Below are 13,468 nucleotides of genomic sequence, written 5' to 3'. Positions count from 1 at the left end.
TTAGTCTAAACCAGTGTGTTATCAAAATATATTAGTTAATTGGATTATTTGTAGCATAAAAAAGATGTATTTTATCTAAAATCGTAGTCTAAAACTTACGTTTGGTGTGATGCCTAAAGATTGATTTTCTACTTTGGTAATATTATTATTGGCATCTAAGGTGTAATAAGTATTAATTATATTCTTTTTGTCAAGAAGATTCCAAATAGAGGCACCAATAATGGCATCGGTTTTATTAGAAATATCGAACCTATAAGTTGCAGAACAGTCGGTTCTTAAATAATCGTTTAAATTAGATGTATTTGGTTTTTGGTAAGTTATAACTCCATCACTAAAACCGGCTTCATAATCGGGTAATGTTGTAGGTTTTCCAGAATGCCAATTTAAGCCTAATGCTAGCTTAAAGTCGTTATAGGTATAGGCTCCCGAAAGTGATAAGGCATGTCTTATATCAGAATTGTTAGGAAAAATGTCTCCATTATTTAAAGTATTAAAACTATAATTGCTTTTACTGTAAGAATAGCTTAACCATGTGCTAAGTATGTTACTAAACTGTTTGTTTATTAAAAAGTCTATGCCTTTAATTTTATATTGGCCAATGGCTTTTACAAATTGGTACTGATTTTGAAATCCTTGACTTTGTGTAGTTATACCGTCTACATTTTTAAGATAAGTTTCTACGCTTACTAATAAATTGTTTTTTTTATAGCTTATACCTGTAGATATTTGTTTGCTTTTTATAATAGGAATGTAGGATTCTCCTATATCTGGATTAATGGTGTTTTTATTGTTAGATAGTACCCAACGTCTTTTTTCTACACCTAAAAAATCGTTTTGTAAATCTATAATTTGTGATGTTGTCTGACTTTTTAACTCAGCTAATAATTGGAATTTAAAATAATTAAAAAAACGTTGACTAAAGCTTAAACGTGGTTCAACTAGTAAAGCATCTAGTTTTTGTATATAGTTTACTCTAGTACCAAATCTTAAATTTGTATTTGCATTTTTTGGTAAAAAAGAGCCTTCTGCATAAACAGAATGACTTCTTACAACTTGTTTTATAAAGCTTCTAAAAATAGGTCTACTAACGTCTTCTAAGTTACTTATACCTGTTTCTGTAAATTGATAGCCTCCTTCAATTTTTAATGTGTTAGTAGGCGTGTAGTTTATTTCTAGCTTAGCCGAGCCATCATAAACTTCATTTTCTTGAATTAAGCGTTGGTTGTTTGTAATGTCAAAATTTGTGGCGTCTAAGTCGTAGTTAGAAACATAAATTTGAGCTGTAGTAGAGAGTTTTTTGTTCCAATCTCTGGTATAGGTAAAACTTAGCGCAGTATTTTGTTGCGACAATTTACTGTTTAATATTTCTTCTTTATCGTTAACTGTAGATTGTTCTTCAAAGTCTAAATTATTACTAGCATTTATAAAATGAAATCTTAATTTATCTTTTTTTGATAAGTTATATAAAAACTTAAGTGTAATATCATGAAACGAAAAATTTTCGTTTTGATTAAAATTAGTTAATTCGGTGTCTTGAAAAGCGCGTTTAGAATATTGATTGTAAGTAGGTGTTTCAATTAAATCTGTAAGCGATCGACGTAGCGATACTTGTAATTCAGAATTATGATTGAGAGGTATTTTAGCAAAACCATCGGCATTAATTAAGTTAAAACCAGCTCCAGCACTAAATGTATTGTCTATAGCATCTGGTAACCGCATATCGATTATACTAGAAATACCATCGCCATATTTAGAACTAGTTCCGTTTTTATAGATGTTTATGGATTTTGTAACATACGGATTAAAGGCAGATATTAAACCAAAGAAATGCCCAGAATGATACATTTTAATACCATCCCAAAGCAGTAAGTTTTGGTCGTGAGTACCTCCGCGAACATTAATATTAGATACGGTTTCGTCTATACTTAAAACCCCTGGAAGCGCTTGTATGGTTTGTAGCACATCTGGCTCTATTAAACCAGGTAAAATACCAAAAGACTCTGGTTTAATATTAATGCTACCATCGTTTAATTTAGTTATACCAGAGGTTAAATAATTGGTAACAATAACCTCGTCAAGCCTTTGTGTTAAGTACTTTGTTTTGGCTATTCTTCTTTTTTTTATTACTATATAACGCTCATCTAATACTTCAAAATCTAGCTTGGTTTCCTTCTGTAAAAAAAGAATCGCCTCTTTAACAGGTAAATTACTTTTTGGCGGAGTAATTTCTATGTTTTTAACATTTAAATCGGCATAAGTAAAATTAAGATTATACTTGTTTTCTAAAGTTTTTAAAACAGAAGTAAGTAATTTTTTTTCTTTTTGAAAACTTTGTGCTTTAAGCGTTAAAGTATTTAAAAAAAATAATAAAAAAACAGAAAGAATACCTTTACTACTCACGTTTTAAAATAATAGAATTTTTGTTTTTACTAAATGTTAACTGCGAAGGCAATGTAATTAACTTTAAAGCTTTGTCTATATCGTCGTGAGGGAAAGTCCCCGTAAAAAGTTCTTCTTTATTAACGTTTATAAGGCTAAAAGTTACGTTGTATTGGCGTTCAAATTCTGCTAAAACAGTTTTAAATGGTAAACTTTTAAAGTTACTCTGGTTGTTTAACCACGAAGGTGTTGAAGCATTTTCTTTTTCTAAAGCAATTTTTTTCCCGTCTATAATTAAAAAACTGTCTCCAGGCTTTAATTTAGTTTCTTGAGAATTGTGTGTTACTCCAACTAAACCTTCGTAGCATATAACTTCAAAATAATTTTCTCTTTGTTTTACATTAAACTGTGTGCCATAAACAGTAACTATACCTGCATTTGTAATAACACTAAAGCTAGAGCCTTTTGCTACTTTAAAAAAAGCTTCGCCTTGTAAGGTAACATTACGCTCGTTTTTCCAGTTATTTTTATTAAATGCTAAAATAGATTTTGCATTAAGCAATACACTAGAGGCATCTGGCAATTCTATTTCTGTTTTCTCTGCAATAGCAGTATTTATTGTTGTGTTTAAAGTTGTTGTATAAAAATACAAACCAAAGCAAATAGCTAGAATGGCTGCTATTTTTAATAAAGGTTTTAACCACTGTTTAGGTTGTTTTTTTGTCGATTTAATAGCAGATAAGGTGCTGTTTAATGCTTTGTCTACACTATAGCTATCTGCTTTAAAAGTTTGCAAATAGCTGTTTAATTTTATTAAATCTTCATAGTCTTCAAGGTTTTTAAAAGCCTCAAACTCTTCATTATTTAGATTGTTATCTAACCATTTCGTTATTAATTCTTCTCGTTTCATAATATTATACAACTATATAACAGTTAACTTTTATTTTTTCCTACCCTTAGAGTTTTTTTTTAATTAAAGCTCTTTAATATCGGCTCTTAATTTTTTTAAAGCCCCATAAATTCGTTTTTCAACAGCTTTAGTAGAAATATTTAATAGAGCTGCAATTTCTTTAAAACGTTTTCCTTCAACGCGATTCATCATAAAAGCAGTACGCTGTGCATCTGTTAAATTGGCCAAAGCTTTTTGTAATTTGTCGTTATACTCGCTTTCCTGCATTAAAAATTCAGGGCTTTCGTTGGTATACGTTTTTGGTTTTGTTTTTTGGTGTTTTAAAACCACTTTTTGGTGCGCAGCCTCGTTAAGCATTAAGTTGTTGGCAGCGGTAAAAACAAAACTCTTTGCTTTTTCTGGAGATACCTTTGCACAATTTTGCCATAATTTAATAAAAGCTTCCTGTACTTTATCTTTAGGATTTAGTGAATCACCAAATTTGTAGTATAGAAAATGGTATAAATCTTTAGAATGCTTTTTAAATATGGATGAAAAAATGCGTTCTTCGCAAATATTATTATGCAGTGGTTTACTCATACATCTTGTAATTGGTAGGGCTAAAAGTAAGATTTTTTTATAGCTTAGGTTTTTTTTAATTTAAAAAAAAAGAAAAAGCGGGTAGGTGTTTTTAAGGTTATCATGTTTAATATATAAAACCGCAATAGTAATCTAAAAATATTAAATGTCATGAAAAAGAAATTAAAGTTGGTAATGTTATTACCTTTTTTTGCTTTTATAATATTTTATTCTTGTCAAGAAGAAAAAATAGAAATAACAGAGCCTGTAGAGTCAGAATCTTTAGCTCCCGATGCTATGTTAACAACTCTAATTAGTTCAACTTCAAAAAAAGATGGTTCTAAAGATAATATAATAGATCAAGCGAGTTGTTTGTCTGTAGAGTTACCAGTTACCGTGATAATTAAGGATATTGATATTATTATAAATTCAGAAGAAGACTTTAAACTTATAGAGTCTATTTATGATGAGTTTGAAGATGATGAAGATACTTTGGATATCATTTTTCCTATTACCATTATCTTGTCAAATCACGAAGAGGTTGTAATTTCAAATAGCCAAGCTTTAGACGATTTAGTAGCAGGTTGCCATGATGAAAACGAAGAAGATGATGATATAGAATGTATAGACTTTCAATACCCTATTTCTTTTGCAATATACAATCCCGATTTTCAGGTTATAAATACAATTACGATAGAAAACGACAGAGCATTATATCGTTTTATAAAACGTGTAAGAAATGAAGAAGTTTTTGCAAGTCTTAATTTTCCTGTAACTATGAAGCTTGCAGACGGTTCTTTAGTAGAAGTGAACAACAATAATGCTTTAGAAAATGTAATTAATGAAGCTAAAGATAACTGTGATGAGGATGATGATAACAACTACCACGACGACGATTTTACTAAAGAAAGTTTAGACACCTATTTAAAGTTATGCCCTTGGGTTGTTTATGAATTTAAAAGAAACGAAGAAGATTTAGGAGATACTTATAAGCAATATACTATTAAATTTATAGATAATAATGTGTTGAAAATGAGGTCTAAAGAGGGCGAATTATTAACGGGGAGTTGGTCTACTCGAGTAACAGATAATGGAGCTTTAATAAAGCTAGAGTTTGACAATCTAGCAGATTTTACATTAGAATGGTTTGTATACGATTTAGGGAAAGAATCGATTAAGTTTTTCCAAGTTGGAGGAAATAAAATTTTATTAAAGAAGAATTGTGATGTTGTTGTAGATTATACCAAAGAATATATAGAAAATGTTTTGCAAGAATGCTTGTGGCGTGTTGCAAGATTAACAGTAAATGGTACCGAGAACGATAAGCAATACATTGGAGAGCCATTAAAATTTTTAGAAAATAGCGTTGTTAAATTAAAGGTAAATGGCGATTTAGTAGATGGTACTTACCAAATAGAGTCAATAAATAACAGCTTTATTTTACAAGTAACTATAGACGAAAGACCTAATTTAAAACTAGAATGGGCTATAACATTTTTAGATGATGATTTAATTAAGTTAGCTAACGCTGATAATAAATTGACTTTAGAACGCCACTGCGTAGGAGAAGACCAAGATTTAAACGATATAGAAACTATTCTTACATCTTCTTGGGGAGCAGGTTGGGATGGAGACTGGATAGTCACTTCGTATATAGACGGAGATACCCAACAAAAGGATGAGTTCCAATCTTATACTTTAACTTTTTCTGAAACAGGTAGCGTAAATGTATACCACAACGAGGTGCCAAATAATGTGTCTTACACAGGCTCTTGGCTAGCTTACAGAAGCGCAGATTTGTTTTTAGGGCTTAACTTTAAAAATAACTCACCTTTTAACAACCTTAACCACAGATGGAAAATAAACGCGGTTTCTCAAGACAGAATAGAACTAAGAGATTATAACGATAATGGAACTATAGAACGAATTTTAGTACTCGAAATTAATAATTGGTAGCGTATAAATAAAAGGTGTCTTTATATCTTTTTGGTTTGTTAGGTTAATTATTAAGCAAAGTAGCCTTTATAAGAGCTGTTAAAATAAATGTTTTAACAGCTCTTTTTTTGTTTACATTTTTTATAATGCTATACTTCTATAATACACTTCAAATCACTAAATTTGCATTTCTTAAAATTTCAATAAAACTATGTTTAATAATTTAAGCGATAAGTTAGATAAGGCGTTACACGTTTTAAAAGGGCACGGAAGTATTACAGAAGTAAACGTTGCCGAAACCTTAAAAGAAGTGCGTAGAGCATTACTAGATGCCGATGTTAACTTTAAAATAGCTAAAAGTTTTACAACCCGAGTTAAAGAAAAAGCGCTTGGCCAAGATGTATTAACTACATTACAGCCAGGACAACTTATGGTTAAAATCGTTAAAGACGAATTAACCGAATTAATGGGAGGCGATGTAGAAGGTATAAACCTTTCTGGTGCGCCAAGTGTTATATTAATGTCTGGTTTACAGGGGTCTGGTAAAACCACATTTTCTGGTAAATTAGCTAACTATCTTAAAAACAAAAAAACAAAAAAGCCTTTATTGGTAGCTTGTGATGTTTATCGTCCAGCAGCGGTAGATCAATTACACGTAGTTGGAGAACAAATAGGAGTAGAAGTTTTTAGTGATAGAGGTAACACAGATCCTGTTGCAATATCGCAAGCAGGTATAGCACATGCAAAAGCAAACGGACATAACGTTGTTATTATAGATACCGCTGGTCGTTTAGCAGTAGACGAGGCCATGATGACCGAAATATCGAACATTCATAAAGCCATAAAACCACAAGAAACATTATTTGTTGTAGATTCTATGACAGGGCAAGATGCAGTAAACACAGCTAAAGCCTTTAACGATATTTTAAATTTTGATGGTGTAATTCTTACTAAATTAGATGGAGATACCAGAGGTGGTGCTGCAATATCAATTAAATCTGTAGTAGACAAACCAATTAAATTTATTGGTACTGGCGAGAAAATGGAAGCTATCGATGTTTTCTACCCATCACGTATGGCAGATCGTATTCTTGGAATGGGAGATGTTGTATCTTTAGTAGAACGTGCCCAAGAACAATTTGACGAAGTAGAGGCTAGAAAACTTCAAAAGAAAATAGCTAAAAATCAATTTGGTTTCGACGATTTCTTAAAGCAAATTCAGCAAATTAAGAAAATGGGTAACATGAAGGACCTTATGGGAATGATTCCCGGAGCAGGAAAAATGTTGAAAGATGTAGATATTGATGACGATGCTTTTAAGGGTATTGAAGCTATTATTCACTCAATGACGCCCTTAGAAAGAACAAACCCTTCTGTTATAAATGCAAGTAGAAAAAAACGCATAGGTAAAGGATCTGGAACATCTGTACAGCAAGTTAATCAACTTTTAAAGCAATTTAACCAAATGAGCAAAATGATGAAGATGATGCAAGGCGGTGGAGGTAAAAAGATGATGCAGATGATGAAAGGGATGAGGTAGTTTTAAATTAAAATAAACATTAAATTTTTGCTAAAAACTAATAGCCAAAAAGCTAAAAGAATATGACAATTTTAGACGGTAAAAAAGTAAGTAACGATATTAAAGACGAAATAGCTAAGCATGTAGAGTCTATGGTTGCTAAGGGAGAGAAAGTACCCCATTTAGCTGCTATTTTAGTAGGTACAGATGGTGCGAGTATGACGTATGTAAATGCAAAAGTAAAAGCCTGTGAACGTATTGGTTTTAACTCGACATTAATAGAATTACCAGAGTATACTACTGAAGCAGAATTGCTGGAGAAAATAAATGGATTAAATACCAATGATGATATTGATGGTTTTATAGTACAGTTACCTTTGCCAGATCAAATAGACGAGCAAAAAGTTTTAATGGCTGTAAATCCAGATAAGGATGTCGATGGTTTTCATCCAACAAATGTTGGCCGAATGGCTCTTGATTTGCCAACCTTTTTACCTGCAACACCATATGGTATAATGGAATTGTTAGAGAGGTATCAAGTAGAAACTTCTGGTAAAAACGTAGTAGTTTTAGGTAGAAGCCATATTGTTGGAAGACCAATGAGTATATTAATGAGCCAAAAAAGAAAAGCTGGTGATGCTACAGTTACTGTTGTGCATAGTAGATCTAAAAATCTAGAAAATATAACTAGAGAAGCAGATATAATTGTTGCTGCTATTGGTATTTCTGAGTTTTTAACAGGAGATATGGTTAAAGAAGATGTTGTAATTATTGATGTTGGTATTACACGAGTGCCAGATGCTACAAAAAAGAATGGCTACAGACTTGCAGGCGATGTTCATTTTGAGAGTGTGAGCCAAAAAGCAAGTTATATTACTCCAGTTCCTGGAGGTGTAGGGCCTATGACTATTGCTATGCTATTAAAAAATACGTTATTGGCACGAGAGCGACATATGTCTGTTTAAAAAAAGATTTTAAAAGAAGTTATATAAGTAAAAAGCTCAGAGTTTATTTAAACTCTGAGCTTTTTTATTTAAAAATACCTATTTATTGCTTGTAAAATTTTGTTTACTCGTTTTATTCTTAACTGTTTCATATAACCATAGCTATTATCCAATAAGCTCATAACTCTAGAGTTATTTGCGTATTTTTTTCTAGCTTGATATAAGCGTACCACAGTCGATAAATCGTTTTCGTTATACGATACTCCCGTGTATTCTTGTAATAGTTTTAAATAAGTAAAACCAAACTGTGTTGTAGGTTCTATCATGGTGCCTTCTCCAAAATCGTTCCAAGTTATTATTTGAATAAAATCTGCATCCTCGTAACTAGAGTTGTTTAAAGTTTCTATAAATGTATAGCTGTTATTTCTTGGTAAAACCCAACTGTTTATCCCATCGCTCCAGCCTCCTTCTTCATAAAAACTATGAAACCCAGGGTAAGAAGAGCCAATGGTAATATCGTTGTTTGTGGCATAGGTAGAGTAATAATAATCTTGAGCCAATAAATGATCTGGTGCAACCCATAAAAACTCACCATTAAAATGGTTTCCTAAAGTGTTTTTAAGTCCCCAAAGCGATATTAAAGAGGGTTGATCTTGGTTAGAAAAAACATTGTAAATATCGTTCCAATCAGTTTCGTTTGTTAAATAATGAGGCCCAAATATAGATATCAATTTAGAGTTATTAAATTCTAAGTAATTGGCACTATTAAAATAAACATCTTTTATGTAATTAAAATCTACTTTAGCTCTTGTAACTGGTGTATTTAGGTTTCCTGGTTGGTCCATGTAAGCAACCCTGTCTTCATACATTATACAAAAATCTAAGTCTACATTTTCTAATTTAGAAATAAATGTTTCGGTGGCATTTTTTATTAAACCGTAATCGTGTATGTTTCTGCTGCCATACCAATCAAAAATAACACCATCAACTCCTGCTAATTTCATTAATAAGAAATGGTATTCTTGTAAGTCTGGATCTGATGACGAATAAGGCCCGATTAATGGGTTGTAATAAGAAGCGACTTCATTTACACCATAAGCATCAATATGGTCTGGATTTCGGTTGGTCATTGTCCAATGTTGCCCCCAATATCCATCATATGGTTTCGATTGAAACCAAGGTAAATAATGTACATAAACCTTTTTAGGGTTAGATTTGTCTATTTCCATTCCAGAAATTTCTTTGCTAGATTCAGTTCCTTTTTTACGCCTCAGAATAAGATCAAATTCTTCTTCTAAGACTTGTTTTAAAATAGAGTCGTTAAAGGTTTGGTTTTCTGATGTAACTTGAAACGGTGTGTTGGGAGGGGAGAGAGTAACGTTTTCTTCTAATTCTAAATCTTTTTCACAAGAGACTATTTGGAGAGTACAAAGTAAGATGATTATGCGCCATCTTATTTTTTTTAAGGCTACTTTCATGATGTCAAGGTTTTGGTTTTTAACTAGATGCAAAATTAATATGGATTTATTTTGCAAAATGTTATTCGTCGTGAACGAACCAAAAGCATCGTCGAAATGTTATTTTTAACCCATGAAGAGTATTTTGTGTAAGCGTTAATTCTTACTTGTATGTGTGAGTTAATTACTTAAATATTGTAATACAGTTAGTTATGCCATCTTTTTTTAGCTCTTAAAGGCTTGCTTGGTAGGTGTTCTTTAGACGATTTACTAATTAAATTATTTAGTTCGCTAAACTCATCTTTAGTAAGCTCTCTATATTCTCCAATAGGCATATCGAGTTTAACATTCATTATACGTACACGTTTTAAGGTTTCTACTTCGTACGTTAAATATTCGCACATGCGACGTATTTGCCTGTTTAGTCCTTGAGTTAAAATAATACTAAAGGTATGCGAGTTTATTTTTTTTACCTCACATTTTTTAGTGGTTTTGCCTAACTCTTCCAAAGGTATACCTCCAGACATTCTATTTATAAATGTTTGAGAAATAGGTTTGTCTACAGTAACAATATATTCTTTTTCGTGGTTATTACTAGCACGAAGAATTTTATTTACAATATCTCCATCATCGGTTAAAAGAATTAAACCTTCACTTGGCTTATCTAGTCTACCTATAGGGAATATGCGTTTTGGGTATTTTAAAAAATCGATAATATTATCTTTTTCTACACGTGTGTCTGTAGTACAAACAATACCAACGGGTTTATTAAAAGCTAGATAAACAAAGGCTTCTTTTTTTTCGCCAATTACTTTGCCATCAACAGCAACAACATCATTTGCAGCTACTTTAGTGCCCATTTCTGGTACGGTACCATTTATAGTTACACGACCTTCGTCTATAAGTTTATCGGCAGCACGACGTGAGCAATAACCAGCTTCACTTAAAAATTTGTTGATACGTTTTAATTGTTCTTCCATAATGCAAAAGTACAATAATTAAGACTTTAAAAAATGGATAATATGATTGTAAATAGAATCTGATTTTAAACCATGCCCAAAACCTTTTGTAGAAATAAATGTAGCGTTACTATAGTTTAATTTAAAATCTAAACCATCTTGAAACGGAATAATTTTATCTTCTTCATCATGAATAACCAGTCCTTTTGCCTTTAATTCTTTTGAGAAATTTGATGTTGAAAAATAGTCTGGAAGGTGATTAAAGTTTTTTAATATATATTGATCTAAAGCATAAGAAACTTTTTGGCTATATCCCATCATGTTTTTATATCTAGAAAATACACCCGTAAAGTTTGAAGGAGCGCCAAGTAAAACAATTTTATTTGTAAAAGATAAAGGAGCGTTATACAAAGCAATAACGGTTGCCATACCTCCAACAGAATGCCCAATAATAGTAGAAACTTCAAATTTTTTTGCTACCTTATTTATGCATTCGGCATATATTAGGGCATTAAAAATTTTTCCTGTGCTGTCGCCATGCGCAGGTGCATCCAAAGCAATAACGTTATAATCTAAATCTTTTAAAATATTAATAAGTTTTTTCCATCTATAGGTATTACTTTCCCATCCATGAGCAAGTAAAATGGTTTCTTTATTACCAGTCCAGCGGTATGTTTTTATTGTAATATCATTGCATGCTATGTTTTCGTGAATAGCATCATTTAAATACTCGGCTTCATTAGGTTTTATGTTTCCTTTTTTAGGAGAAGAGAATAAACTTATGGCTAATTGAGCTGCATATTTAGAAGAGAAAACACCAAAAAGGTTTATAAAAAAACCTATAATCTTAGGGATAAATGCTTTCATATTTAATCTTCTCTATTTACTAAATCTATAGAAAAGGCAGGAGTACAAATAGATATATATTCGCAAGCTTCGCTAAAAGGGTTTGAGTATTGTACACGTGTATTTTTTTCAATTTTAATAGATTCGCCAGCTTTTAAAATTACAGTTTCGCCATCAATTATAAATTGCTTTTGTCCCTTAATAATAAAAGTATACTCGTCGAATTCTGGGGTTTGAAAGGGTTCGCTCCAACCAGAAGGTGCTGTCATGTAAGCCAAACTCATATCTGTATTACCAGTTGTTGGTATACCAAAATGTTCTTTAATTACTTTACCATCGTTAGTTGGTACTACAAATGGATTATTTTGGAGGGTGTATTTTTTTTTAGTCATATGTTATTTTAATGCTGATCTTGTAATGGTTTTCTTTTTATCATTCCGCCTTTTAAATCTTTTACAATACCCATGATAATAAAGGCTTTTTTATCAATTTTATCGATTTCGGTTTGTAGTTTGGCAATTTCTAAACGGGTAACAACGGTGTAAATAATATCTTTATCGTAGCTAGCACCGTAGGTACCAAAACCTCCTTTACCTGCGTAAATAGTGCAAGCTCTACGTAATTTTTCTGTAAGCATAACACGTAACTCTTCGTGTTTGTTAGATATAATGGTTACACCTACATACTCTTCTACACCATCTACAACAAAATCGACTGTTTTTGCAGCAGATAAATAGGTGAGTATAGCATAAAGAGCGGTTTCTATAGATAGCATGTAAGCACCAACAGAAAATATTACTATGTTTATAAGTAGTAACACGTCTCCAATGGTTAGCGATAGTTTTCTGCCTAAATAAATAGCAAGTACCTCTGTGCCATCTATAACACTACCGCCACGCATAGACATACCAATGCCAAGACCTAAAAAGAAACCACCAAAAACAGCAATAAGCAATTTGTCTTCTGTTATAGTAGGGTAGTTTACAAAGTGAACTACAATGGCTAAAAGTGTAATGGCTATAATGCTTTTAATAGCAAATTTTTTACCTATAGTTTTAGATCCTAGATATATAAATGGTAAATTGATTAAAAGCAATAAATAGCCTAGGTTTATAGATGTTACGTGTTCCAATAATAACGAAATACCCGTTGCACCACCATCTATAAAATGATTTGGTAAAAGAAAACCTTTTAGGCCAAAACCAGCAGAGAATACGCCAATGGCAATAAAAATATATTCTTTAAGGGCATGAGATAGCTCTACTTGAAAAACTCTTACTAGCGGTACAAGTTGCCTTTTAGTTACAGGTTTGTTATTAACTTGTTTTTTCTCAAGCCTTTTACGCGCAATGTCAACTAAAATTTTTGAGAATAGTGGATTCATTTTTATTTTTTATTCCAATTAATAAAAAAGTATTTAATTTTAGCTGTGTCGGGAATATGAGCAGCTTCAATTTTTAAATTCATATCAAAACGTAAACTTGCAGGCAATTCTTTTTTATCAATAATAAAAGAAGTATTTATTTGGTCTACAGCTACAACAATAGAGTTTATTAAGTTACTAATTCTAGATATTTTATAACTAGCAGCAATATCTTTAAAAGTACTTAGTGTCGATATGTTTTTGTCTGTTTTAAAACGAGGGTCTATAATTTGAACGTCTTTTATATACGATGTAGAATCTAAGGCTTGTTTTGGTGTAAGTGTAAGTAATTTGCTGCCTCCTTTTTCAAAAACTTGTATATCGTTAATATTTCCAGAAAACTCGTCGCCAGCAATAAATTTTACAATAGAGTCGTTTGGGTATATGTTTTTTAGATCTTTTACTTGTGTAGAGTCGGTTAATAAACCAACGTTTTGCTTACTTATTTGAAAAGGATCTTGTGCTTTATTACAGCCAACTAATACTATAGAAGCTATTAAAAGACTGAAAATTGGTTTGTGCATATTTAGAGCGTATA

12 protein-coding genes are annotated in these 13,468 nt (G+C 31.5%); 3 read left to right on the top strand and 9 right to left on the bottom strand.

From position 1 onward, the window contains the following. Positions 1-75: 75 nt before the first annotated feature. From ABD715_RS09930 to ABD715_RS09920, 3 genes are all read right to left on the bottom strand, one after another. Positions 76-2,400: a TonB-dependent receptor plug domain-containing protein gene (locus ABD715_RS09930; RefSeq protein ID WP_344788053.1), complete on the bottom strand. Its 2,325-nt coding sequence runs from the start codon at positions 2,398-2,400 to the stop codon at positions 76-78. Next, complete coding sequence (locus tag ABD715_RS09925; RefSeq protein WP_344788052.1) at positions 2,393-3,289, bottom strand: FecR family protein; 897 nt, start codon at positions 3,287-3,289, stop codon at positions 2,393-2,395. The genes ABD715_RS09930 and ABD715_RS09925 overlap by 8 nt, the downstream gene beginning before the upstream one ends. A gap of 63 nt (positions 3,290-3,352) precedes the next feature. Next, the gene (locus ABD715_RS09920) at positions 3,353-3,868 is read right to left on the bottom strand and encodes an RNA polymerase sigma factor (protein ID WP_344788051.1); all 516 of its coding nucleotides are present in this window, start codon (positions 3,866-3,868) and stop codon (positions 3,353-3,355) included. A gap of 150 nt (positions 3,869-4,018) precedes the next feature. On the opposite strand from ABD715_RS09920, the gene ABD715_RS09915 reads away from it, so the two are divergent. The 3 genes from ABD715_RS09915 to folD all read left to right on the top strand — a co-directional run bounded on the left by ABD715_RS09915 (position 4,019) and on the right by folD (position 8,266). Further along, complete coding sequence (locus ABD715_RS09915; RefSeq protein ID WP_344788050.1) at positions 4,019-5,803, top strand: hypothetical protein; 1,785 nt, start codon at positions 4,019-4,021, stop codon at positions 5,801-5,803. Positions 5,804-5,993: 190 nt separating this feature from the next. Further along, entirely contained in the window at positions 5,994-7,322 is a 1,329-nt protein-coding gene (gene ffh / locus ABD715_RS09910) for a signal recognition particle protein (RefSeq protein ID WP_344788048.1), read from the top strand. A gap of 62 nt (positions 7,323-7,384) precedes the next feature. Continuing rightward, positions 7,385-8,266, top strand: a complete 882-nt coding sequence (gene folD / locus ABD715_RS09905) for a bifunctional methylenetetrahydrofolate dehydrogenase/methenyltetrahydrofolate cyclohydrolase FolD (RefSeq protein ID WP_344788047.1) — start codon at positions 7,385-7,387, stop codon at positions 8,264-8,266. A 68-nt stretch (positions 8,267-8,334) separates the two neighbouring features. Here folD and ABD715_RS09900 read toward each other — a convergent pair whose 3' ends face one another. The 6 genes from ABD715_RS09900 to ABD715_RS09875 form a co-directional block, all read right to left on the bottom strand. Further along, positions 8,335-9,723: a glycoside hydrolase family 99 protein gene (locus ABD715_RS09900; RefSeq protein ID WP_344788046.1), complete on the bottom strand. Its 1,389-nt coding sequence runs from the start codon at positions 9,721-9,723 to the stop codon at positions 8,335-8,337. Positions 9,724-9,908: 185 nt separating this feature from the next. After that, complete coding sequence (gene rluF, locus ABD715_RS09895) at positions 9,909-10,682, bottom strand: 23S rRNA pseudouridine(2604) synthase RluF (RefSeq protein WP_344788044.1); 774 nt, start codon at positions 10,680-10,682, stop codon at positions 9,909-9,911. An 18-nt stretch (positions 10,683-10,700) separates the two neighbouring features. Next, complete coding sequence (locus tag ABD715_RS09890) at positions 10,701-11,528, bottom strand: alpha/beta fold hydrolase (protein WP_344788043.1); 828 nt, start codon at positions 11,526-11,528, stop codon at positions 10,701-10,703. A gap of 2 nt (positions 11,529-11,530) precedes the next feature. After that, positions 11,531-11,899, bottom strand: coding sequence for a cupin domain-containing protein (locus ABD715_RS09885; RefSeq protein ID WP_344788042.1), 369 nt, complete (start codon positions 11,897-11,899; stop codon positions 11,531-11,533). An 8-nt stretch (positions 11,900-11,907) separates the two neighbouring features. Continuing rightward, on the bottom strand, positions 11,908-12,891 hold the full coding sequence (locus ABD715_RS09880; RefSeq protein ID WP_344788041.1) for a YitT family protein: 984 nt from the start codon (positions 12,889-12,891) through the stop codon (positions 11,908-11,910). Positions 12,892-12,893: 2 nt separating this feature from the next. Next, on the bottom strand, positions 12,894-13,454 hold the full coding sequence (locus ABD715_RS09875) for a hypothetical protein (protein ID WP_344788040.1): 561 nt from the start codon (positions 13,452-13,454) through the stop codon (positions 12,894-12,896). Between the last annotated feature and the right edge of the window lie 14 nt (positions 13,455-13,468).

The sequence above is a fragment of the Postechiella marina genome, assembly GCF_039538365.1.
Lineage (GTDB): Bacteria > Bacteroidota > Bacteroidia > Flavobacteriales > Flavobacteriaceae > Postechiella > Postechiella marina.
The sequence above is the reverse complement of the archived record's forward strand: the minus strand, read 5'-3'. Positions and strand labels throughout refer to the sequence as shown.